Source organism: Streptomyces sp. Je 1-4 4N24 (genome assembly GCF_026239515.1).
Lineage (GTDB): Bacteria > Actinomycetota > Actinomycetes > Streptomycetales > Streptomycetaceae > Streptomyces > Streptomyces nigrescens.
In genome coordinates this window covers 8,339,240-8,361,043 of the sequence record NZ_CP110836.1, presented here as the reverse complement: position 1 = coordinate 8,361,043, position 21,804 = coordinate 8,339,240, and the positions used below count along the sequence as shown (strand labels likewise).

Sequence of the window (21,804 nt, the reverse complement as noted above, 5' to 3'; positions counted from 1 at the left end):
CGCCGTCCGCGGATCAGCCCGACTTCTTGACGAACTCGGTGGTGTAGGTCTTCTTCAGGTCCACCGTGGCGTTCTTGAGGTTGGGGTTGAAGGCCTTCAGGACGCGCTCGACGGTCGCGGGCCCGTCGGCCGGCATCACCCCGTCCTCGGTGAACATCGGCAGGGTGTCCTTGATCGCCTGGGCGTACAGCTCCTTGCCGCCCTGGGCGTAGTCGGCCGGCATCTTCGCGGCGATCTGCTCGGGGGTGTGCGTGGACATCCACTTGAGGGTCCTCACAAAGGCGTTGGCCAGCTTGCGCACGGTCCCCTTGTGGCTGTTCACCCAGTCGGTGTTCATGTAGAGGCTGGACGAGGGGTAGGGGCCGCCGAGCGCCTTCTGCGAGCCCTCGGGGGTGCGCATGTCGATGAGGACCTTGCCGAGGTTCTTGTCCACGATCTGCGCGACCGTCGGGTCCGTCGTCATCCCGCCCTGGATCGCGCCCTGTTGGAGGGCCGAGATGAAGGTCTGGCCGGCGCCGACCGCGACCGGTGTGAACTCGTTCGTCTGCACACCGTTCTTCACCGCGAGGTATTTGGTCAGGAAGTCGGTGGAGGAGCCGAGACCGGTGACGCCCAGCTTCTTGCCCTTGAAGTCCTTGGGTGAGGTGAGCTCACCCGCCGCCTTGGTCGAGACGACCTCGACCTCGCCGGGGGCGTGCGCGAGCTGTACCACCGATTCGACCTGCTTGCCCTTGACCTGCAGATCGAGGGTGTGGTCGTAGAAGCCGACGACGCCCTCGACATCGCCGGAGACCAGCGAGGTGGTGGCCTGCACACCGGCCGGTTCGGTGAGCAGGGTGACATGGACGCCTTCGTCCTCGAAGTAGCCGAGCTGCTGGGTGAGTCTCGCGGGAAGATAGATGACCTTGTCGAGGCCTCCCACCATGATCTTGATCTTGCCGTTCTTGTCGTCCATGGCGGTGGCCCCGGACTTTCCGCCACAGGCGGTGAGGGTGGCCAGGGCCAGAGTGGCGGCGGCCAGGGCGGCGGAGAACTTCAGTGCGGTGCGCATGGTCACGTCCTTCTGAGGTGGGAAAGGGGCGGTGGGACGGGCTCAGGGCCTGTCCGGTGGGTCAGGGTCGGACAGGCCCTCGGGGAGACCTAGCGGTCGCCGGCGGAGTCGGCGGGCTTCCAGCGGAAGAGCCGCCTTTCGAGGAAGGCCAGCAGCCCTTCGGCGAGCAGCGCGACCACCGCGAGGATCACCATGGCGGCGTACACCCCGGCCGCGTTGAAGGTGCCCTGGGATGCCGAGACCAGCAGGCCGAGGCCCTTGGTCGCACCGATGTACTCGCCGACGATCGCGCCGATCAGCGCGAAGCCGAAGCTGACGTGCAGGCTGGTGAAGATCCACGAGGTGGCGGAGGGGATCACCACCTGCAGGGTGACCTGGCGGTTGCTCGCGCCGAGGATCCGGGAGTTGGCGACCAGGTTGCGGTCGACCTCCCGTGCGCCCTGGAAGGCGTTGAAGAAGACCGGGAAGAAGACGAGGACGACCGCGGAGGCGACCTTGGAGGCCGGTCCGAGGCCGAACCAGATGAGGAAAATGGGGGCGAGGACGATCCGCGGCAGCGCGTTGAGCACCTTGATGTACGGGCCGAGCACATCGGCGAGAAAGCGGACACGGCCGAGCGCGATCCCCAGCACCACACCACCGAGGACGCCGATCACCCAGCCGAGCAGCGCCTCGTAGAGCGTGTACCAGATCTGCTCCCACAGCGAGCCCTGCGGGGTGCCGTGCAGCGCCCACTGGCTCATCTGGTCCCAGATCTTCGAGGGCATCGAGAAGTTGAACGGATCGATGACGGCGGCCCGCGCCAGCCACTCCCACAGTCCGAGCAGCCCGACGAGCAGCAGCACCCGGGTGCCGTGGACCAGGAGCCTGTGGTTGCGCGCGGCCCGCGCCCTGGCCCGGGAACGGTCCGTACGGGGCGCGCCTGCCGGGGACTTGACCGGCACGACGGTCTCAGGCGACATCCGCGGCACCCCTCTCGCGGGTGATCCGGACCTCTTCGCCGAGCGAGGACCAGATCTCCCGGTAGATCTCGATGAACCTCGGCTCCAGCCGGACCGATTCGACCTTGCGGGGGCGGGGCAGATCGATCTCGAAGACCTCCTTGACGGTCGCCGGACCGGCGGTCATGACCACGACCTTGTCGGCGAGGGCGATGGATTCCTCCAGGTCGTGGGTGACGAAGACGACCGAGGCGCCGGTCCCCGACCACAGCTCCAGGAGTTCGTCCGACATCAGCGCCCGGGTCTGCACGTCGAGGGCGGAGAACGGCTCGTCCATGAGCAGGAGTTCGGGGTCGTTGACGAAGGTCGCGGCGAGTGCGACCCGTTTGCGCTGCCCGCCGGAGAGCTGGTGCGGATAGCGGTCCTCGAAGGCGGCCAGTCCGACCCGGGCCAGCCAGTCCCGCGCCCGCTGCCTGGCCTCGGCCTTCGGTACGCCGCGGAAGCGGGGGCCGGCCATCACGTTCGACAGCACGGTGCGCCAGGGGAAGACCGCGTCCTGCTGGAAGACGAACCCGATCTTGTCCCCGATGCCGCGGACCGGCTCACCGGCCACCAGCACTTCGCCCTCCGTCGGCTCCTCCAGGCCGCTGACCAGCGTCAGCGTGGTGGACTTACCGCACCCGGTGGGGCCGACGACCGCGACGAACTCACCGCGTTCGACGACCAGGTCCAGATCCCGGACGGCGGTGTGCAGCGCCCCCGAGGGTGTCCGGAACGCCTTGCTGGTACCCCGCAGTTCGATCGCGGGGCTCGTGTGGCTGCTCATGGACCGGGAGGCTAGGAGTGATACCGGCCACAGCGGCAGCCTTGTGGGCGCAAGCCGCCTTTCTGCGCGCAAACCCTGTTGTGCTCATTTTGCTCACGCTAGAACCACTAAGGGGCTACCAGGGGGTACACAGGTGCTCACGCACGGCTTACGGTGCCGGCACCCCGAGATGAAAAGGAAGATTCGGTTCCGCCAAGGTGCGGAGGGCCGAAGACAAGGGAGAGCCCATGCGGATCCGCTGGCCCCGACGGGTCTTTGCGCAGGTACTGACCGCGCAAGTGGCCCTGACCACCGGGGTCATGGTGCTCGCCACCAGTCTGTTCCTCGCCCCGCTCAGCACCGAGCTGGACGATCAGGCGATGCGCCGGGCGCTGTCCATCGCCCAGACCACCGCCGCCGACCCTGACCTCGCCCGGAAGCTGGTCGCCACCGAGCCGGACGCGCACGGGCCGGTGCAGGCCGGTGCGGAGCGGATCCGTACCGCGACCGGGGCGCTGTACGTCGTCGTGATGGACACCCGCGGAGTGCGCTGGTCGCACACCCACCCCGCCGAGATCGGCCGGCATGTCTCCACCGACCCGGGCCGGGCTCTCGCCGGGCGGCAGGTGCGGCAGATCGACACCGGCACGCTGGGGCGTTCGGCCCGCGCCAAGGTGCCGCTGCGCGACGAGCGCGGCCGGATCGTCGGCGCGGTGTCGGTCGGGATCGCCTACGACAGCGTCCGGGGGCGGCTGCTCGGCACCATCCCCGGGCTGCTGCGGTACGCGGGCGCCGCGCTGGCCGTCGGGGTGCTGGCCGCGATCGTGCTCTCCCGCCGGCTGCGCCGCCGTACGCACGGGGTGGCGTTCACCGATATCTCCGCACTGCTCGACGAGCGGGAGGCGATGCTGCACGGCATCCGTGAGGGCGTGGTCGCCTTCGACCGGCGCGGCCGGATCCGGCTGGTCAACGACGAGGCCGCACGGCTGCTGGGCCTGGACGCACAGGCCGCCGGCCGGCCGCTGGACGAGGTACTGCCGCCGGGCCGGACAACGGATGTGCTGGCCGGGCGGGTGGCCGGCACCGATCTGCTGGCCGTCAGCGGCGGCCGGGTGCTGGTCGCCAACCGTATGCCGACCCAGGACGGCGGGGCGGTGGTGACGCTGCGGGACCGTACCGAGCTGGAGTTGCTCGGCCGTGAACTGGACAGCACCCAGGGGTTGTTGGACGCGTTGCGGGCCCAGGACCACGAGCATGCCAATCAGTTGCACACCCTGCGCGGGCTGCTGGAGCTCGGCCGGTACGAGAAGGCGGTGGAGTTCGTCACCGAAGTGGCCAGTACGCAGCGAGCGTCCGCGGAGGAGATCGCGGAGCGGGTGCCCGATCCCCTGCTGTCCGCGCTGCTCGTCGGCAAGGCGGCGATCGCGGCCGAACGCGGAGTGTCCCTGCGGGTGTCGCCCTCGACACTGCTGCCCGACACGGTGGTCGACCCGCGCGACCTGGTGACGGTGCTGGGAAACCTCATCGACAACGCACTGGACGCCGCCGCGGAGCGCCGCCGCGCCGAGCCGTTCGTCGAGGTGGAGCTGCGGGCCGAGCACAGCACGGCCGTACTGCGGGTCTCCGACACGGGTCCGGGGGTGCCACCGGAGCTACGGGACCGGATCTTCGCCGAGGGCTGGTCCACCAAGGCCGCCCGGCCCCTCCCCGGGGAGGGCCCCACCGGCCCGGTGGCCTTCCACCGCGGCCGGGGCATCGGCCTGGCGCTGGTGCGCCGGCTCGCCGAGCGCTACGGCGGGATGGCCAGGGTGACCGCCCGCGCGGGCGGCGGCGCGGTGTTCACCGTCGTCCTGCCCGAGGCACTCGCCCCGGAGGACGGCTCTCCCGGGCGCCGCCGCACGGCCGCCGGGGGAACCGCGGTGACGGGCGCGCCACGGCGTCCGGAGCGCCCGGAACGAACGGAGTCACGGAAGCGAAGACCCATGGGGAGCGGAGCGTCACAATGATCGATGTCCTGGTCGTGGAGGATGACTTCCACGTCGCCGAGATCAATGCCGCGTATGTCTCCCAGATATCCGGCTTCCGGGTCACCGGCCGCGCACACACCGCCGCCCAGGCCCTTGCCACGCTGGAGCGCACCCCTGTCGATCTGGTGCTGCTCGATCATTATCTGCCCGACGAGAACGGTCTGGCCCTGGTCCGGCGGCTGCGGCAGCTCGGTCACCGCACCGACGTGATCATGGTGACGGCGGCCCGTGATGTCGGCACGATCCAGGACGCGATGCGGTCCGGGGCGCTGCAGTATCTGGTCAAGCCGTTCGGTTTCTCCGGTCTGCGCACCAAGCTCGACGGCTATGCGGCGCTCCGCCGGACCGTCGAGGGGCTGGGCGGCCGCGGCGAGGCCGGCCAGGAACAGGTGGACCGCATCTTCGGCGCCTTCCGGACGGCCGAATCCCCGCACACGGAGCTCCCCAAGGGCCACTCCGCCGCGACCGTCGACCTGATCCGCCGTGTCCTGGACACGGCCGGGCACCCGCTGTCCGCCCACGAGGTCGCCGCATGCGCCGGTGTCAGCCGCTCCACGGCCCAGCGCTATCTGAAGCACCTCGAACGCAGCGGCCACATCACCCTGACCCTGAAGTACGGGGACACCGGGCGCCCCGAACACCGCTACCGATGGGCGGGCACCCACTGACCGGACCGCGGCCCTCACCGGCCGGCTCACCCGGGGCGTCCAAACCCCACACCCGCAGGCGGCGTTGGCCGCCACCACGCCATGGCAGCGGATTCCGACCGCCCCTAGGCTGCCGATCATGAATGCAACCACAACCAGCGGGACGGACCGCGCGCCCGACATCCTGGACGCCCTGCAGCTGGCCGCCGATCCGGAGCGGGCGACGGACTTCGCCGAGGCGGCCCACCGGATCCTGGCGGACCTGGTCAGCGGTGGTGCGCCGCTCGGCTGGGCCGACCCGCCCGGCCGGGCCGAGGTGGCGGAGCTGGTCGACCGGGTACTGCGGGCCGCACATATCGGGGACGGGGCGCTGCGGGCGGCATACACCGGCCGTCGGCTGGTCGGGCTGGGGTACTGGCTGCGCTATGCCCGGCCAACCAATCGGCAGCATGCGGATCTGGAGAAGATCGCGGTGGCCTCCGAGGCCCATGGCCAGGGCCTCGGCCGGTCGCTGACCAGCGCCCTGGTCGAGGACGCCCGGGGTGCCGGAATCGAGGTCCTCACCCTGGACGCCCGCGCCGACAACACCAGGGCGCTGACCCTCTACCGGTCGCTCGGCTTCCGTGAATACGGCCGGCTGCCCGATTTCGTGGCGATGGGCGGACGCCGCTACGACAAGGTCTTCTACATGCTGGACTTCCGCGGAAACGGTCGGCTCGGCGAGGATTCGCCGCACCCGCAGTAGCGGCTCCGGCACGGTAAGGCACGAAAGAGGCGGGGGAGGGCGCGGGGACGCTCCAGGTCCGGGACCGGGCCCGGACATCATCTGCGCCGTACCCCTTGACAGCTCCCCCGGCCGGGCTCGACGATCCCCGGGTGAACCTGTCAGACAGCCAGACAGCTGGCGATGTGCCCCGTCGGATCAGCGCGATGGAAGCGGTCCTGAACCATCTGCGCGGCGCCATCGAGCGGGGCGAGTACGCGGTCGGGGACAAACTCCCCTCCGAGGCCGAGCTCTGCCGGCGGCTGGAAGTGAGCAGACCCGTGCTCCGGGAGGCGCTGCGGGCGCTCCAGACGATGGGGCTGACGGTCTCGCGCACCGGCAAGGGCACCTTCGTCATCTCGGACGGCGCCGTGGCGGACCCGACCTTCGGCGACTACGCGGCGAGCGACCTGCTCGAGGTCCGTCGCCATGTGGAGATCCCGGTGGCCGGTTACGCGGCGGTGCGCCACACGACGGAGGACCTCGATCAGCTGAACCATCTGCTGGAGCGGATGGAGCAGGAGACCGACACCACCGCATGGGTGGCGATGGACAGCCTCTTCCATCTCGCCATCGCCCAGGCGGCCGGCAACCCGGTCTTCCGCAGGGTCATCGAGGAGATCCGCGATGCGCTGGCCCGCCAGTCGGCCTTCCTCAACGAGCTCGGCGGACGGCGCGAGCAGTCGAACCGGGAACACCGGGCGATCGTCGAGGCACTCGTCGACCGCTCCGAACACGACGCGGTGGAAGCCATGGCGCACCACCTCGCCCGCGTCGAGACGACGCTGACCACCATCGTGCGGCCGCAACACCGCACGGCCCCCTCCACGGAAGACGAGGATCACGCGTGAGCGAGCAATCCCTCCGGCAGGCGGAACGGCAGCAACAACAGGGAGCACCGCAGGACGCCGCGCGGCGGCAGCCGGGCGGACATGTGGACGCCGGTGACGCCGGCTACCAGAAGTCCCTCACGTCCCGGCACATCAACATGATCGCGATCGGCGGGGCCATCGGCACCGGGCTGTTCCTCGGCGCGGGCGGCCGGCTCGCCGATGCCGGGCCGTCGCTGGCCGTGGCGTACGCGCTGTGCGGTCTGTTCGCCTTCCTCGTGGTGCGGGCGCTGGGTGAGCTGGTGCTGCACCGGCCGTCCTCGGGTGCGTTCGTGTCCTACGCCCGGGAGTTCCTCGGCGAGAAGGGCGCGTTCGTCGCGGGCTGGATGTACTTCCTGAACTGGGCGACCACCGGAATCGCCGACATCACGGCGGTGGCGACCTACACGCACTTCTGGGGCATGTTCTCCGAGATCCCGCAGTGGGTGATCGCGCTGATCGCGCTCGCGGTCGTGCTGGCCGTGAACCTGATCTCCGTGAAGATCTTCGGCGAGCTGGAGTTCTGGTTCGCGATCGTCAAGGTCGGTGCGCTGGTCGTCTTCATGCTGATCGGCATCTTCCTGCTCGTCACCCAGCACCCGGTCGCCGGCCACTCCCCCGGCCCCTCGCTGATCTCCGACAACGGCGGCCTCTTCCCGACCGGGACCCTGGCGATGCTGCTGGTCATCCAGGGTGTGGTGTTCGCCTATGCGTCGGTGGAGCTGGTCGGTGTCACGGCGGGCGAGACCGCGGAGCCGGCGAAGGTCATGCCGAAGGCGATCAACTCCATCATGTGGCGGGTGGCCGTCTTCTACGTCGGCTCGGTGGTCCTGCTGGCGATGCTGCTGCCCTGGAGCGCGTACTCGGCCGGCGAGAGCCCCTTCGTCACCGTGCTGTCCAATGTCGGGGTGCCGGCCGCGGGCGGTGTGATGAACCTCGTCGTGCTCACCGCCGCGATGTCCAGCCTCAACTCCGGCCTCTACTCCACCGGGCGCATTCTGCGCTCGATGGCGATGTCCGGCTCCGCGCCGCGGTTCACGGGCGTGATGAGCCGCAGCCAGGTCCCGTACGGCGGCATTCTGCTCACCTCGGGGGTCTGCGTACTGGGCGTGGGCCTCAACTATGTCGTGCCGAGCGAGGCGTTCGAGATCGTGCTGAACTTCGCGGCGATCGGCATCCTCAGCACCTGGGCGATGATCATGCTCTGCCATCTGCTCTTCTGGCGGAAGGCCCGCGCCGGGGAGCTCACCCGCCCCAGCTACCGGCTCCCCGGCTCGCCGTGGACCGAGATCGTGACGCTGGCCTTCCTGGCCTTCGTCCTGGTGCTGATGTGGGCCGACGGCGGAGCCGGCCGCACCACTGTGCTGTCGCTGCCGGTGATCGTGGCCGCGCTGGTCGGGGGCTGGTTCCTGGTACGGGGCCGGGTCGGCACCCTCCGGGACGCCGCGGCGGCGCAGGCGCGCGGCGAGCACCCGGACACCGCACTCCCCACCCAGCGCACCGACACCCACCACAGCACCGAAAGCACCGAGAACTGATCATGACCCAGAGCACCACCCTGCCGCCGCACCGCACCGTGGGCGAACCGCCCGCGGTCCGCGAACCGGCCCATGTCCCCGTCGCCCATGTGGTGCGCGGAGGACTCGTCGAGGGCGTCCACCACGGCTCGGTCGTGGTGCTGGCGGCCGACGGAAGCGTGGAATTCCAGGCCGGCGACACCGAGGCCGCGTTCTACCCGCGCTCGGCACTCAAGCCGCTCCAGGCGGTCGGCCTGCTGCGTACGGGGCTGCCGCCGCTGGACGATCCCGCGCTGGCCCTGGTCGCGGCCAGCCACTCCGGCGAGGAGCAGCATCTGACCACGGCCCGGGGCATCCTGGCCGCCGGCGGACTGACCGAGGACGAGCTGCGCAATGTCCCCGATCTGCCGTACGACCCCGCCGTACGGGACGAGTGGCTCCGGCGCGGTCTGGGGCCCACCCGCCTCGCGCAGAACTGCTCGGGCAAGCACGCCGCCATGCTGCTGACCGCCCGCGCCCGGGACTGGCGCCTGGACGACTACCTCGACCCCGGCCATCCGTTGCAGCGGGAACTCGCCGCGACGGTGGAGGACCTCACCGGCCAGGGCATCGCCCGGGTCACGGTCGACGGCTGCGGCGCCCCGCTGTTCTCCGTCTCCCTCCTCGGGCTCACCCGGGCCGCCGCCCGGCTGGCGACGGCCGCCCCCGGCACCGAGGAGGGCCGGGTCGCCCACGCCATGCGCGAGCACCCGGAGATGGTCTCCGGCAGCGGGCGGGACGTCGCCCGGCTGGTGCGGGCGGTGCCCGGTCTGCTCGCCAAGGACGGGTTCGAGGGCGTACAGATCGCGGCGCTGCCGGACGGACGGGCGGTCGGCGTGAAGATAGCCGACGGCGCCGACCGCGCCCGGATGCCGGTGACGGCGGCGGCCCTGGCGCACTGCGGCGTCGACGCCGATGTCCTCGCCCCGTTCGCCACCACACCCGTCATCGGGGGCGGCGCACCGGTCGGGGCCCTCCGGGCGGTGGACTCCCTGGCCCCGTAAGCAATCTGACGACACGTCACCTCCCTCCCTGGGCGCACCCCCGCCCGGCCCCCTCCTCCGCTCCACCTCACAAAGGACCCTCTGCACCATGACTGCCGCCGGCCACCGCCGCGAACACGATCTTCTCGGCGACCGGGAGATACCCGCCGAGGCGTACTGGGGCGTGCACACCCTGCGCGCCGTCGAGAACTTCCCCATCACCGGTACGCCGATCGCCACCTACCCGCACCTGATCAATGCGCTCGCCGCCGTCAAGGAGGCCGCGGCCCGGGCCAACGAGGACCTCGGGCTGCTCGACACGGAGCGGGCCGACGCGATCGCCGCCGCCTGCCGGGAGATCCGGTCCGGCGGGCAGCTGCACGACCAGTTCGTCGTCGATGTCATCCAGGGCGGTGCCGGGACCTCGACGAACATGAACGCCAACGAGGTGATCGCCAACCGGGCGCTGGAGATCCTGGGCCATGACAAGGGCGACTACCGTCATCTGCACCCCAACGAGCATGTCAACCTGAGCCAGTCGACGAACGACGTCTACCCGACGGCCGTCAACGTCGCCACGATCATCGCCGTACGGGAACTGCTCGACGCGATGACCGTCCTGCGCGAGGCCTTCGCGGCCAAGGCCGAGGAGTTCCGCGACATCCTCAAGATGGGGCGCACCCAGCTTCAGGACGCGGTGCCGATGACCCTGGGCCAGGAGTTCTCCGCGTACGCGGTGATGCTGGAGGAGGATCAGAGCCGGCTGGCGGAGGCGGTCCTGCTCATCCACGAGATCAACCTCGGAGCCACGGCCATCGGCACCGGCCTCAACGCCCCCAAGGGATACGCCGAGGCGGCCCGTACCCACCTGGCCGCCCTCACCGGTCTGCCCCTGGTCACCGCCGCCAACCTGGTCGAGGCCACCCAGGACTGCGGCGCGTTCGTCCACCTGTCGGGCGTTCTCAAGCGCATCGCCGTCAAGCTCTCCAAGAGCTGCAACGATCTGCGGCTGCTGTCCTCCGGGCCGCGTGCGGGCCTGGCGGAGATCAATCTGCCGCCGGTGCAGGCCGGTTCGAGCATCATGCCCGGCAAGGTCAACCCGGTCATCCCTGAGGTCGTCAACCAGGTCGCCTTCGAGGTCATCGGCAACGACGTCACCATCACCATGGCGGCCGAGGCGGGCCAGCTCCAGCTCAATGCCTTCGAGCCGGTCATCCTGCACTCCCTCTCGGAGAGCATCACCCACCTCGGGGCCGCCTGCCGCACCCTCGCCGAGCGCTGCGTGGCGGGCATCACCGCCAACACCGAGACGCTCCGGGCCAGTGTGCAGAACTCCATCGGCCTGGTCACCGCCCTCAACCCGCACATCGGCTACACCGCCGCCACCGCGATCGCCAAGGAGGCGCTCGCCACCGGGCGCGGCGTCGCCGAACTCGTCCTGGAACAGGGGCTACTCCCGGCCGACCGGCTCGCGGCGCTGCTGCGCCCGGAGGAAATCGCCGGTACGGGCGGTGACTTGACCACGGCCTGAGCCCTCGTCGGGCAAGCGGCACACCGGGACCGGGCAGGTCCCGCACGGGCCGGGCGGGCGTCCCCTTTGAGGGACGTTCGCCCGGCCCGTTGGCGTGCGGTGCCTCGGCACCGAGCTCGAATGAACCGCACCCGGTCACCGGCACGGCGACGGCTGGGCCCGCCCGCATCCACGCGGGCCGGGCCGCGTCTCTGAGTGCCCCGGACCGCGGTGGTCCCTCGTGGACGTGCCGCCGGGGCGGGGTCCGGCGCACGATGATGAGGAGGAGGAGGAGTACCCCCGCCTGACGACCGGCGCGGGGCAGCCGGCAGGCAGGATGGTCAGGGGCGCGTCCGGCGCCGGAGACGGGCCGGGGCGGCGCCCCGCACCAGGCCATGAAGAGACCGAACGGCACGAGAGAGAAGAGATCCGCATGCGTATCGCGCTGTGCCAGATGACGGCATCGACCGATCCGAAGGAGAACCTCGCGCACGTCCAGGACCAGGTCCGCCGGGCGGCGCGCGAGGAGGCCCGGCTGGTGGTCCTTCCGGAGGCGGCCATGGTGCGGTTCGGGGCCCCGCTCGGGCAGGTGGCCGAGCCGCTGGACGGGCCGTGGGCGGAGGGCGTGCGGGCGGTGGCCCGGGAGACGGGCGTGACGGTGGTGGCAGGCATGTTCACCCCGACGCCCGACGGGCGGGTGGCCAATACCCTGCTGGCCACCGGGCCCGGGGTCGAGGAGTCCTACGACAAGATCCATCTGTATGACGCCTTCGGGTTCCGGGAGTCCGACACGGTCGCCCCGGGCACGCGCGTGGTGACCATCGATGTCGACGGGGTCCGGGTGGGCCTGGCGACCTGCTACGACCTGCGGTTCCCCGAGCTGTTCCGGGCGCACGCCGATGCGGGGGCAACGGTGTCGGTGCTGCCCGCCGCCTGGGCCTCGGGGCCGGGCAAGCGCGCACAGTGGGACCTGCTGGTACGGGCACGCGCCCTGGACGCGACGGTCTGGCTGGCGGCCGTCGACCAGGCCGCCCCGGATCCGCAGGCCGATCCGGAGACCCCCACCAAGACGCCGACCGGCGTCGGGCACAGCGCGCTGATCGGCCCCGACGGGACCGTACGCGCGCAACTGGGCGCCGCGGCGGACCTGCTCATCGGGGATGTGGACACCGAGGAGACCGCCCGTGTACGGCGTGCGGTGGCGGTGCTGGACAACCGGACCCTGTAGGGCCCGGGGACCGGGCGGGGAGGTCGAGCGGCCAGGAGGAGGCGGCGGTCGCCCGGAGGTGGCCGTCGCCCGGAGGTGGCCGTCGGGGGCCGCACGGGCGGCCGCGGCCTCCCGGCCGTCAGCCGTGCACGACGTCCGCCGTCCCTGACGGGGTGTCACGGAGACCGAGTCGCAGATGCTCGACGTGGAAGAGGGCCTGGTCGAGGAGTTCGGCGACATGGTGGTCGTAGAGGGCGTAGACGATCGAGCGGCCGTTGCGTTCGCCGGTGACCAGGCCGAGGTTGCGCAGCAGCCGGAGCTGATGGGAGCAGGCGGACTGTTCCATGCCGACGGCGGCGGCGAGGTCGCCGACCGCGCAGGGGCCTTCCTGGAGGCGGGCCAGGATGTGCAGCCGGGAGGGCGTGGACAGGGCCTGGAGGGTGGCGGCGACATCGGCGGCTCCCACCGCGTCCAGGCGCTCGCGGGTCGTGGTGCGGTGGTCATCCATTCCGTGGCCCATAAGGGCCATCCTAACGACGATGAATGAAGACCTCTTCATTTGTTCCGGTACGGTGGTGACCCTGTCGTTCCCCCGCCCGCGAAGGGTTGTTCCGTCATGCCTTCTGCCGTGCTGCAGCGTCCGCCCCAGACCTCCACGGCCCGCCCGGGTGTTCCACGCCGCACCCGGGTCCTTGCGCAGCCCGAGGCCCGCTGGGCGGCCGCCGCCACCCTCGCGTTCCTCCTCGCGCTGCTGCTGCAGCTCACGGGCGTACCGGCCTGGGTGTGGGGACCGCTGTACGCCGTCGCCTATGTGACGGGCGGTTGGGAGCCGGGCTGGTCCGGGCTGCAGGCGCTGCGGGAGAAGACCCTGGATGTCGATCTGCTGATGATCGTCGCCGCGCTCGGGGCGGCCGCGATCGGCCAGGTGCGGGACGGTGCGCTGCTGATCGTCATCTTCGCCGTCTCCGGTGCCCTGGAGGCGCTGGCCACCGCCCGCACCCAGGATTCGGTGCGCGGTCTGCTCGATCTCGCCCCGGGCACCGCGACCCGGCTGGCCGACGACGGCAGTGAGGTGACCGTGGCCACCGCGGACCTCGTCGTGGGCGACACCGTCCTGGTACGTCCGGGCGAACGGGTCGGCGCGGACGGCCGGGTAGTGGACGGGATCAGCGAGATCGACCAGGCCACCATCACCGGTGAGCCCCTGCCGGTGGCCAAGGAACCCGGTGACGAGGTGTTCGCCGGCACCCTCAACGGCACCGGTGCGCTGCGGGTCAAGGTCGAGCGTGACGCCGACGCCTCCGTCCTCGCCCGGATCGTGGCCATGGTCGCCGAGGCCTCCGAAACCAAGGCGCCGACCCAGCTGTTCATCGAGAAGGTCGAACAGCGCTACTCGGTCGGCATGGTGGCCGTCACCCTCGCCGTCTTCGTGATCCCGCTGGTGTTCGGCGCGGATCCGGCCCGCTCCCTGCTGCGGGCGATGACCTTCATGATCGTCGCCTCACCGTGCGCGGTGGTGCTGGCGACCATGCCGCCGCTGCTGTCGGCCATCGCCAACGCCGGACGGCACGGGGTGCTGGTCAAGTCCGCCGTCGTCATGGAACGCCTCGGCCAGGTGGACACCGTCGCACTCGACAAGACCGGCACCCTGACCTCGGGCACCCCGCAACTCACCGCGGTCCGCCCGCTGTCCGGATCCGGGGCGACCGAGGAGACCCTGCTGACCCGGGCGGCCGCTGCGGAGCACGGCGGCGAACACCCCCTGGCCCGTGCGATCGTGGCCGCCGCCCGCGCCCGCGGCCTGGTCCTGCCCGCCGCCGGGGAGTTCACCGCCTCCCCCGGCACCGGCGTACGGGCCACCGTCGAGGGCACACGGGTCGCGGTCGGCGCCCCGGCCAGGCTGCTGCCTGCCGGCGATCCGGCCGCCGCGGAGGCCGGCGCCCTCGTCACCGAGCTGGAGGAGGCCGGGCACACCGCCGTGCTGGTCCTGTGCGACGGGGTGCCGGCCGGGGTGCTGGGCCTCGCCGACCAGCTGCGCCCCGACGCGGCGGCCACCGTCACCGGTCTCAGGTCGCTCACCGGACGGACGCCGATGCTGGTGACCGGCGACAATCCGCGCGCCGCCGCCCGGCTCGCCGCGGCGGTCGGCATCACGGACGTCCGGGCCGGGCTGCTGCCCCAGGACAAGGTCGGTGCCGTCCGTGAACAGGAGGCGGCCGGGCACCGGGTGCTGGTGGTGGGTGACGGGGTGAACGACGCTCCGGCGCTGGCCGCCGCGCACACCGGGCTCGCCATGGGCCGGGCCGGTTCCGACCTCGCCCTGGAGACCGCCGACGCGGTCATCGTCCGGGACGAACTCACCACCGTGCCCGCCGTGATCGCACTGTCCCGCACGGCCCGCCGGCTGGTCGTCCAGAACCTGGTGCTCGCGTCGGTGTTCCTCTCCGGTCTGGTCCTCTGGGACCTGATCGGCGATCTCCCGCTGCCCCTGGGCGTCCTCGGCCATGAGGGCTCCACCGTCGTCGTCGGCCTCAACGGCCTGCGGCTGCTGCGCGAATCGGCCTGGCGGCGGGCGGCGCGGCCGGCCCGGTGAGATCAGCCGCCCGGGGAATGCCACCGGCCGCTCATGCGTCGGTGCGGATCACCACCACCAGCGTGCGCGGGCCGTGTACCCCCTCCACCCGCTCCAGTTCGATGTCGGAGGTGGCCGAGGGGCCGCTGATCAGCGTGACCGGGTGCTCCGGCGTCAACCGCGCCACCGCCTCCGGTACACCGGTCCGCACCGACGACAGGTCGACGACGCAGACATGCAGATCGGGGACGAGGGTCAGTGCGCGCCGGCCCTGATCCGCCGCGGCGCCGTCCAGGAAGATCGTGCCGGTCTCGGCGCAACTGACGGCGGAGGCCGTCACCACCCCGTCCAGCGCGTCGAGTTGGGGCGCCGGAACGTCCGCGGAATCCGTCACCGTCTCCCCGTCGTACCCGGCCGGCCAGGCCGGATCGAGCCCGGGAGGGACCCCGATCACCCGTGCGCCCTGCGCCTGCAGCACCTCGGCGAGCACCGCCGCGGTGGTTTTGGCGGTGCAGGTGCGCACCTGCGCCCGGTAGTCGACGAGCCGGTCGACGAAGAGGGCGAGCCGCTCCTCGTCGGGGAGGGAGCGGCCGGTGCGATAGGCGCGGGGAACCGTCACCTCGGGCCCGCCGGAAAGGGTCAGGGCGTCCCGGACACGGCGGAGCACCGTCTCCCGTGCGGTCGCGGTCACGAGTCCTCCTGCGGAGCGTCGTCGGTGTGCCGGGCGCCTTCTGCCGCCGCGGCCCGCATCGCGGCCGCGCCCTCGGCGGAGGCGAACCAGGAGCGGAAGGACTGCCGGGGCGGGGCGGGTGTGTCACGGCTGTCGCTCCAGCCGTTGAGCGGCGGTGGCAGGCGGGAGAGGGTGCCGTCCCGCCCGGCCGGCACCCGTCCGAGCCCTGCCGCCTTCTGTGCGGTGGTGAACAGTCCGGGCCGCTTCATGACCGCGGCCGCGGCCTTCATCGCCAGCTTCTCCGCGGTCGTACCGGACTGCTCGGTGTGCTGATGCCGCAGCTCGACGAGGAGCGACGGAATGTCGATCTTCACCGGGCAGGCGTCGAAGCAGGCCCCGCACAGGCTGGAGGCGTACGGCAGCGAGCTGTTGGGATCGTCCTTGGCGCCATGCATACCGGCCAGCTGCGGGGTGAGCACCGCCCCGATCGGGCCGGGGTACGTCGATCCGTAGGCATGACCGCCCGTCCGCTCGTACACCGGGCAGACGTTGAGGCAGGCCGAGCAGCGGATGCAGTTGAGCGCCTCCCGCCCGATCCGGTCCGCGAGCGCCGCGGTCCGCCCGTTGTCGAGCAGTACGAGATGGAACTCCTGCGGGCCGTCGCCCGGCGTCACGCCCGTCCACAGCGAGGTGTACGGGTTCATCCGCTCACCGGTCGAGGAGCGCGGGAGCAGCTGGAGGAAGACCTCCAAGTCCTCGAAGCGCGGCAGGACCTTCTCGATACCCATGACGGTGATCAGCGTCTCGGGCAGCGTCAGACACATCCGGCCGTTGCCCTCGGACTCGACCACCGCCAGGGTGCCGGTCTCGGCGATCCCGAAGTTGGCGCCGGAGACGGCCACCTTGGTCGTCATGAACTTTTCGCGCAGGAAGGTGCGCGCCGCGGCCGCGAGCCGGGCGGGGTCGGCGTCGAGTGCGGGGTCGACGCCCGGGATGTGCCGGAGGAAGATCTCCCGGATCTCGTCGCGGTTGCGGTGGATCGCGGGCACCAGGATGTGCGACGGCCGGTCGTCGGCGAGCTGCACGATCAGTTCGGCCAGGTCGGTTTCGAGCGCCGCGATCCCCTGGCTCTCCAGATGCTCGTTGAGGCCGATCTCCTGTGTGGCCATCGACTTGACCTTGAGGATCTCGTCGCTGCCGGTCTCCCGCACCAGCCGGGTGACGATCTCGTTGGCCTCGACGCCGTCCCGGGCCCAGTGGACGGTGCCGCCCCGCTCGGTGACCTTCCGCTCCACCTGCTCCAGCAGCTCGGGCAGCCGGTTCATGGTGTCCGTCTTGATTGCCGACCCGGCGTCGCGCAGCTGCTCCCAGTCGGGCAGCTCACCGGTGACGGCCAGGCGCTTGGCGCGGATGGAGTGGGTGGCCTTCCCGAGGTTGCGGCGCAGTTGCGCGTTGTCCAGCTCGTCGTGGGCGGCCCGGGGGAAGGTGCGCTCACCGCGCAGATGGCCCGTCCCGTACGGGGAGCGCGGGGGGACGGCAGGCATACCGAGGAAGGTGCCGTTCGCCGAGGGGCCGGTCGGACTGCTCATCGGGCGGCCTCCGTCAGGACGTGGGGCACGGTGCGGGTGGAAGCGAGGATCTGCGCCAGGTGGAGGGTCCGGGTTCCGGCCCTGATGCGCGAGAAACCGCCGGCGATATGCATCAGACAGGACGAGTCGCCCGCCGTGCACACCTCGGCCCCGGTGCCGGTGACATGGCTCATCTTGTCCCGCAGCATCGCGGTGGACGTCTCGGCGTTCTTGACCGCGAAGGTGCCGCCGAAGCCGCAGCAGACATCGGCCTCGGGCAGTTCCACCAGGTCGATGCCCTCGACGGCGCGCAGCAGCCGCAGCGGTTTCTCACCGACCCGGAGCATCCGCAGCGAATGGCAGGTGGGGTGGTAGGTCACCCGGTGCGGGAAGTACGCGCCGACATCCGTCACGCCGAGGACGTCGACGAGGAACTCGGACAGCTCGTACGTCTTGGTCCGTACGGTGGCCACGCCGGCGCGAAGGGCCGCGTCACCGTAACGTTCGGCGACGCCCTGGTGCTGATGGCGGACCGAGCCCGCGCAGGAGCCCGACGGCACCACCACCGCCTCGATCGACGGGTCACCGAACTGTTCGGCGAAGTTCCGCACGAGCGGCACCGGTTCACGCTGATAGCCGGTGTTGACATGCATCTGGCCGCAGCAGGTCTGCTGCGGCGGGAAGACCACGTCATGGCCCAGACGGGCCAGCAGGACCGCGGTGGATTTCACCGCCTCCGGGAAGAGCGTGTCTCCCAGACAGGTGGCGAAGAGTGCGATGCGCATAGAGCCTCCCTGGGGCTTATGGTCCGACCATACTCGCCTCGAACCGAAGAAGAAAAGTAAGGACGCAGTTTGGTCCGACCTTATTGACATGCGACATCTTCGGTGGGCTACTGAGGACCGATTCGCCAGCCACACGGCGCCGCGATGGCCGGGGACGGGACGTTCACGACGGCCGGGCGGCGCGCAGACTCGATGAGGAGCACTCCGTGGCCACCACTCCGCCCGCTGCCCTGGCGGCCTACACCCCCGACGTGGCCGCCGTCGGGGACAGCCTCACCACCACCGCGCTACTGGGCCTGATCCCCCTGGCGGCCTTCTTCCTGCTGCTGATGGCGGCCAAGCGCTCCGCACTGCACTCCGCCCTCGGCGCCCTGCTGGCCGCCCTCCTGGTCGCGGTCCTCGGCTACGGAATGCCACTGCGGCTCGGCGCGCTGTCCGCCGCCCAGGGCCTGGCCTTCGGCCTGTTCCCGGTGATGCTGATCGTCGTGTCGGCCATCTGGTTCTACGAGCTCACCGTCGTCAGCAACCGCTTCGACGATCTGCGCCGCTGCTTCAACTCCGTCGGCCGCGGCGATCTGCGCATCCAGGCCATGCTCATCGCGTTCTGCTTCGGCGGGCTCCTCGAAGCCCTCGCCGGCTTCGGCGCGCCCGTCGCGATCACCGCCGCCATGCTGATGGCGCTCGGACTGCCCCGGCTCACCTCGGCCGTGACCGTCCTGGTCGCCAACACCGCGCCGGTCGCCTTCGGCGCCATGGCCATTCCCATCACCACCGCGGGCAACCTCACCGGCATCCCCGCGGAGTCCCTCGCCGCGGTCATCGGCCGGCAGAGCCCGCTGCTCGCCCTCTTCGTTCCGCAGTTGCTGCTCTTCATCGTCGACGGGTGGCGCGGACTGCGGCAGCTGTGGCCCATCGCCCTGGCCACCGGAGCCGTCTTCGCCCTGGCCCAGTTCTGGTGCTCGGCCCACTTCGCCTACGAGCTCACCGATGTCGTCGCCGCACTCGCCGGCTTCGGCGCCGCGGTGGTCATGCTGCGCTTCTGGAGCCCGACGACGCCGGACGACCAGCGCTCCCAGGTCGGGGCCGAACCGCTCACCCGCCGCCGCACCGTCCTCGCCGTGCTGCCCTACCTCCTGGTCATCGCGGTCTTCGCGCTCGCCAAGCTCGACCTCGGCGGACTCGACATGCCCGCACTGCTCGGCTCCCTCGCCGTCCAGATCGACTGGCCGGGCCTGTACGGCAGCCTCCTCGCCCCCGACGGCTCCCCCGCGGGCAGCGCGGTCTACAAGCTGGAGGTCCTGGGCAATCCCGGCACCCTGCTGATCCTTTCCGGGCTCCTCGTGATGCTGGTCTACAGCCGCGCAAAGGACGCCGACCGCTACCCCATGACCGCGCGCATGGGCCTGACCTGCGCCGGGCGCACCGTGAAGAACATGCGCACCGCCATCGCCACGGTCGCCACCGTGATGGCCCTGAGCTACGTCATGAACCAGTCGGGGCAGACCCTCGCCATCGGCACCTGGCTCGCCGCCGCCGGCGGACTCTTCGCCCTGCTCTCCCCCGTCCTCGGCTGGCTCGGCACCGCCGTCACCGGCTCGGACACCTCGTCGAACGCCTTGTTCGCCACCCTCCAGCAGACCGCCGGCAAAACCGCGGGCCTCGACCCCACCCTGCTGGTGGCCGCCAACACCACGGGCGGTGTGGTCGGCAAGCTCATCAGCCCGCAGAACCTGACCATCGCGGCAACCGCGGTGGAACTGCCCGGCAGCGAGCGGATCCTGCTGCGCAAGGTCGCCGGATACAGCGTCGCGATGCTGGCGGTCCTGTGCGTCCTGGTGTTCCTGCAGTCGCTTCCGGTGCTGTCCTGGATGCTGCCGTAGGCGTACGGGAGGGAGCGGCCGGGCCCGCGGGCGCGGTGGCCGGCGCGGCCGCTCCCTCCTGCCGCGCCTCGGGCGGGAAAGGGCTCGGGCGCCATGGCCTCCCCGGCCGCTTCCCGCCCGACAGCGCCGCCTAGCGGTCCGCGTCCGCCCGACTCTCGCCGCCCTGCTCCTGCGCCTCTTCCTGCGCCTGCTCCTGCTCCTGCTCCCGCGGTGCGTTCTCGTCGACCAGCCTGCCGTGGAAACCGCGGATATGTGCCTCGGCCAGATCGGCGGCCTGTGCGCCCTTGCCCGCCCGCACCAGCCGCAGCAGCTCGGTGTGCTCGGCGTTCAGCGCCTCCGCCGTGGCCGGCCAGTCCTCCGCCGTCTCCAGCGCCCGCAGGATCAGCGGACGCACCGACTCCCGCACCGCCGAGGTGAGGGTGGAGGTCAGCTGATTGCCCGAACTGCGCGCTATGGCGACATGGAACCGGGTGTCCAGGTCGTTGAAGTCGGCGACCCCCACTCCCGGCTCCCGCATGCGTCCCAGGAGCGTTTCCGCCTCGTCGAGGTCCGCCGCCGAAGCGTGCTCCGCGGCCGCCTCGAAGCTGGAGCGCTCCAGGACCACGCGGGCCTCCAGCACATCGTGCAGGCGGTAGCTGCCCAGGGCGAAGTGCAGGCGCAGCAGCCGGCCCAGCGCATCGTCCGGGTTCCGTACGATGCGCGCCCCGGCGTCCGGCCCGCGCCCGGCCTGGGCGACCAGCACCCCGATCGTCTCCAGCACCCGCAGCGCCTCGCGCAGCGCGGACCGGCTGACACCGAGGACCGGCGCCAGCTCGCGCTCGGGCGGCAGCCGGTCCCCGGCCTTGAGTTCTCCGGCGAGCACCCGCTCCTCGATGCGCTCCAGCACGAGCTCATGTGTGCGCGACTGCCGCACAGGTCGCCATTCGGCGGTCATCCCCAACTCCCCGGCTCGGCCTCATGCCCCGTGCAAAAACTATGTCACACAGGACGTGTGGTCGGACCACACTGCCGGGCGGCCGGGGGCCCGGCCGCCCGGCAGGCCGAGGGCGCCGCATGGGGCCGCTGCCGGTCAGACCTCAAGGTCCAGTCGCGGTCCCTCGCGCCGGGACGGCTCGCGGCGGAGCAGATGCTCCTGGGCGGTGGTCGCGATCCGTTCGAGGACCCGCTGTCGCAGCGCATCGGGCGGGGTCACCGCTTCCGCATCGGCCAGACACGCGACGGTGGCCTCCAGGTCGGCGACCTCCCGGGTGCAGGCGTCACAGCCGGCCAGGTGGTGCGAGAAGGCTGCCGCCTCCTCGGGCGGAAGGGCGTGCAGGACATACGCCCCGACCGCCTGGTGCGGATCCTCGATGGCAGACATCAGCCGCCTCCCAGACAGACACGAAGTCTCCGCAGGCCGGTACGCATCCTCGTTTTCACCGTGCCCGCGGGGGTGGACAGGGCCTCGGCGACCTCCGCGTAGGTCAGCCCCTGGTAGTAGGCGAGGACCAGCGGCAGGCGCTGGGTGTTCCCGAGGCCGGCCAGACAGCGGTACACCTGAGCCCTCTCCTCCCGCTCCTCGACGGCCTCCATCACTTCGTCGAACGGGGTCTGGTGGGACAACTGCGCGGCCTTCCGCTCGCGTTCCACACCGGCCCGCACCGACCGCACCCGCTCCACCGCCCGCCGGTGGGCCAGTGTCAGGACCCACGACTTCGCGGCACCGCGGTCAGGACGGAACCGGTCGGCCTTCCGCCACACTTCGAGCATCACGTCCTGAGTCACCTCTTCAGCCTGCGCCTCGTCACGCAGGATCCGGTAGGCCAGGCCCATCACGGGCACCACGAGGGCGTCGTACACGCCGACGAACGCACGCTCGTCACCCTGGGCAACCCGCACGAGCAGACCGTCCACGCGACGGTCCGCGGGAGACCGCTCCGGCGGCCGGGGCCCCTCGGATGCGGTGTGCGAAATGCGCCTCACGACGTGTC

Annotated in this window: 20 protein-coding genes; 10 read left to right on the top strand and 10 right to left on the bottom strand. The window is 71.4% G+C overall.

What is annotated here, in order from left to right:
• Positions 1-13 precede the first annotated feature (13 nt).
• The 3 genes from SLV14N_RS36255 to SLV14N_RS36245 form a co-directional block, all read right to left on the bottom strand.
• A complete protein-coding gene (locus SLV14N_RS36255) occupies positions 14-1,051 on the bottom strand; it encodes an ABC transporter substrate-binding protein (protein ID WP_263272641.1) in 1,038 nt (345 codons plus the stop codon).
• 89 nt (positions 1,052-1,140) lie between these two features.
• On the bottom strand, positions 1,141-2,013 hold the full coding sequence (locus SLV14N_RS36250; RefSeq protein WP_263272640.1) for an ABC transporter permease: 873 nt from the start codon (positions 2,011-2,013) through the stop codon (positions 1,141-1,143).
• Positions 2,003-2,818, bottom strand: a complete 816-nt coding sequence (locus SLV14N_RS36245) for an ABC transporter ATP-binding protein (RefSeq protein ID WP_093638317.1) — start codon at positions 2,816-2,818, stop codon at positions 2,003-2,005. Before SLV14N_RS36245 ends, SLV14N_RS36250 begins: the two co-directional genes overlap by 11 nt.
• Before the next feature lie 227 nt (positions 2,819-3,045).
• On the opposite strand from SLV14N_RS36245, the gene SLV14N_RS36240 reads away from it, so the two are divergent.
• The 8 genes from SLV14N_RS36240 (at position 3,046) to SLV14N_RS36205 (ending at position 12,380) form a co-directional block, all read left to right on the top strand.
• Positions 3,046-4,803 (top strand): sensor histidine kinase, encoded by a 1,758-nt coding sequence (locus SLV14N_RS36240; protein WP_263272639.1) that lies wholly within the window; start codon positions 3,046-3,048, stop codon positions 4,801-4,803.
• Complete coding sequence (locus SLV14N_RS36235; protein WP_208686949.1) at positions 4,800-5,492, top strand: response regulator; 693 nt, start codon at positions 4,800-4,802, stop codon at positions 5,490-5,492. The genes SLV14N_RS36240 and SLV14N_RS36235 overlap by 4 nt, the downstream gene beginning before the upstream one ends.
• A 118-nt stretch (positions 5,493-5,610) precedes the next feature.
• Positions 5,611-6,216: a GNAT family N-acetyltransferase gene (locus SLV14N_RS36230; protein WP_208686947.1), complete on the top strand. Its 606-nt coding sequence runs from the start codon at positions 5,611-5,613 to the stop codon at positions 6,214-6,216.
• 131 nt (positions 6,217-6,347) lie between these two features.
• Positions 6,348-7,085, top strand: coding sequence for a FadR/GntR family transcriptional regulator (locus SLV14N_RS36225; protein ID WP_127149416.1), 738 nt, complete (start codon positions 6,348-6,350; stop codon positions 7,083-7,085).
• A gap of 83 nt (positions 7,086-7,168) precedes the next feature.
• Positions 7,169-8,641: an amino acid permease gene (locus tag SLV14N_RS36220; RefSeq protein WP_259670817.1), complete on the top strand. Its 1,473-nt coding sequence runs from the start codon at positions 7,169-7,171 to the stop codon at positions 8,639-8,641.
• 2 nt (positions 8,642-8,643) lie between these two features.
• Entirely contained in the window at positions 8,644-9,663 is a 1,020-nt protein-coding gene (locus tag SLV14N_RS36215) for an asparaginase (RefSeq protein WP_263272638.1), read from the top strand.
• Between the two features lie 88 nt (positions 9,664-9,751).
• Positions 9,752-11,173: an aspartate ammonia-lyase gene (gene aspA / locus SLV14N_RS36210; protein WP_263272637.1), complete on the top strand. Its 1,422-nt coding sequence runs from the start codon at positions 9,752-9,754 to the stop codon at positions 11,171-11,173.
• Positions 11,174-11,585: 412 nt separating this feature from the next.
• Positions 11,586-12,380 carry a carbon-nitrogen hydrolase family protein gene (locus SLV14N_RS36205; RefSeq protein WP_263272636.1) on the top strand — a complete coding sequence of 265 codons (795 nt, stop codon included), beginning with the start codon at positions 11,586-11,588 and terminating at the stop codon, positions 12,378-12,380.
• 118 nt (positions 12,381-12,498) lie between these two features.
• Here SLV14N_RS36205 and SLV14N_RS36200 read toward each other — a convergent pair whose 3' ends face one another.
• Positions 12,499-12,879 carry a metalloregulator ArsR/SmtB family transcription factor gene (locus SLV14N_RS36200; protein WP_208686939.1) on the bottom strand — a complete coding sequence of 127 codons (381 nt, stop codon included), beginning with the start codon at positions 12,877-12,879 and terminating at the stop codon, positions 12,499-12,501.
• A 96-nt stretch (positions 12,880-12,975) separates the two neighbouring features.
• Between SLV14N_RS36200 and SLV14N_RS36195 the strand changes: the two genes are divergently transcribed.
• Complete coding sequence (locus tag SLV14N_RS36195) at positions 12,976-14,952, top strand: heavy metal translocating P-type ATPase (protein ID WP_263272635.1); 1,977 nt, start codon at positions 12,976-12,978, stop codon at positions 14,950-14,952.
• Between the two features lie 31 nt (positions 14,953-14,983).
• Here the strand turns inward: SLV14N_RS36195 and SLV14N_RS36190 are convergent, their stop codons facing one another.
• Genes SLV14N_RS36190 through SLV14N_RS36180 form a run of 3 tightly spaced genes read right to left on the bottom strand, consistent with a single transcriptional unit; the run spans position 14,984 to position 17,954 of the window.
• A complete protein-coding gene (locus SLV14N_RS36190) occupies positions 14,984-15,622 on the bottom strand; it encodes an LUD domain-containing protein (protein WP_263272634.1) in 639 nt (212 codons plus the stop codon).
• Entirely contained in the window at positions 15,619-17,190 is a 1,572-nt protein-coding gene (locus SLV14N_RS36185) for a LutB/LldF family L-lactate oxidation iron-sulfur protein (RefSeq protein ID WP_263272633.1), read from the bottom strand. The genes SLV14N_RS36190 and SLV14N_RS36185 overlap by 4 nt, the downstream gene beginning before the upstream one ends.
• A complete protein-coding gene (locus tag SLV14N_RS36180; RefSeq protein WP_263272632.1) occupies positions 17,187-17,954 on the bottom strand; it encodes a (Fe-S)-binding protein in 768 nt (255 codons plus the stop codon). Before SLV14N_RS36180 ends, SLV14N_RS36185 begins: the two co-directional genes overlap by 4 nt.
• Before the next feature lie 206 nt (positions 17,955-18,160).
• Between SLV14N_RS36180 and SLV14N_RS36175 the strand changes: the two genes are divergently transcribed.
• Positions 18,161-19,834, top strand: a complete 1,674-nt coding sequence (locus SLV14N_RS36175) for an L-lactate permease (RefSeq protein ID WP_263272631.1) — start codon at positions 18,161-18,163, stop codon at positions 19,832-19,834.
• 130 nt (positions 19,835-19,964) lie between these two features.
• Here SLV14N_RS36175 and SLV14N_RS36170 read toward each other — a convergent pair whose 3' ends face one another.
• The 3 genes from SLV14N_RS36170 to sigK all read right to left on the bottom strand — a co-directional run bounded on the left by SLV14N_RS36170 (position 19,965) and on the right by sigK (position 21,727).
• Positions 19,965-20,768: a FadR/GntR family transcriptional regulator gene (locus tag SLV14N_RS36170; RefSeq protein ID WP_263272630.1), complete on the bottom strand. Its 804-nt coding sequence runs from the start codon at positions 20,766-20,768 to the stop codon at positions 19,965-19,967.
• A gap of 135 nt (positions 20,769-20,903) precedes the next feature.
• On the bottom strand, positions 20,904-21,194 hold the full coding sequence (locus tag SLV14N_RS36165; RefSeq protein WP_208686926.1) for a zf-HC2 domain-containing protein: 291 nt from the start codon (positions 21,192-21,194) through the stop codon (positions 20,904-20,906).
• Complete coding sequence (sigK, locus tag SLV14N_RS36160) at positions 21,194-21,727, bottom strand: ECF RNA polymerase sigma factor SigK (protein ID WP_263272629.1); 534 nt, start codon at positions 21,725-21,727, stop codon at positions 21,194-21,196. The genes SLV14N_RS36165 and sigK overlap by 1 nt, the downstream gene beginning before the upstream one ends.
• Positions 21,728-21,804: the final 77 nt, after the last annotated feature.

What these genes read in the sequence shown, in the direction of transcription:
- SLV14N_RS36255 (WP_263272641.1), bottom strand. Translation starts at nt 1,051, where the DNA reads ATGCGCACCGCACTGAAGTTCTCCGCCGCCCTGGCCGCCGCCACTCTG.
- SLV14N_RS36250 (WP_263272640.1), bottom strand. Translation starts at nt 2,013, where the DNA reads ATGTCGCCTGAGACCGTCGTGCCGGTCAAGTCCCCGGCAGGCGCGCCC.
- SLV14N_RS36245 (WP_093638317.1), bottom strand. Translation starts at nt 2,818, where the DNA reads ATGAGCAGCCACACGAGCCCCGCGATCGAACTGCGGGGTACCAGCAAG.
- SLV14N_RS36240 (WP_263272639.1), top strand. Translation starts at nt 3,046, where the DNA reads ATGCGGATCCGCTGGCCCCGACGGGTCTTTGCGCAGGTACTGACCGCG.
- SLV14N_RS36235 (WP_208686949.1), top strand. Translation starts at nt 4,800, where the DNA reads ATGATCGATGTCCTGGTCGTGGAGGATGACTTCCACGTCGCCGAGATC.
- SLV14N_RS36230 (WP_208686947.1), top strand. Translation starts at nt 5,611, where the DNA reads ATGAATGCAACCACAACCAGCGGGACGGACCGCGCGCCCGACATCCTG.
- SLV14N_RS36215 (WP_263272638.1), top strand. Translation starts at nt 8,644, where the DNA reads ATGACCCAGAGCACCACCCTGCCGCCGCACCGCACCGTGGGCGAACCG.
- aspA (WP_263272637.1), top strand. Translation starts at nt 9,752, where the DNA reads ATGACTGCCGCCGGCCACCGCCGCGAACACGATCTTCTCGGCGACCGG.
- SLV14N_RS36205 (WP_263272636.1), top strand. Translation starts at nt 11,586, where the DNA reads ATGCGTATCGCGCTGTGCCAGATGACGGCATCGACCGATCCGAAGGAG.
- SLV14N_RS36200 (WP_208686939.1), bottom strand. Translation starts at nt 12,879, where the DNA reads ATGGGCCACGGAATGGATGACCACCGCACCACGACCCGCGAGCGCCTG.
- SLV14N_RS36195 (WP_263272635.1), top strand. Translation starts at nt 12,976, where the DNA reads ATGCCTTCTGCCGTGCTGCAGCGTCCGCCCCAGACCTCCACGGCCCGC.
- SLV14N_RS36185 (WP_263272633.1), bottom strand. Translation starts at nt 17,190, where the DNA reads ATGAGCAGTCCGACCGGCCCCTCGGCGAACGGCACCTTCCTCGGTATG.
- SLV14N_RS36180 (WP_263272632.1), bottom strand. Translation starts at nt 17,954, where the DNA reads ATGCGCATCGCACTCTTCGCCACCTGTCTGGGAGACACGCTCTTCCCG.
- SLV14N_RS36170 (WP_263272630.1), bottom strand. Translation starts at nt 20,768, where the DNA reads ATGACCGCCGAATGGCGACCTGTGCGGCAGTCGCGCACACATGAGCTC.
- SLV14N_RS36165 (WP_208686926.1), bottom strand. Translation starts at nt 21,194, where the DNA reads ATGTCTGCCATCGAGGATCCGCACCAGGCGGTCGGGGCGTATGTCCTG.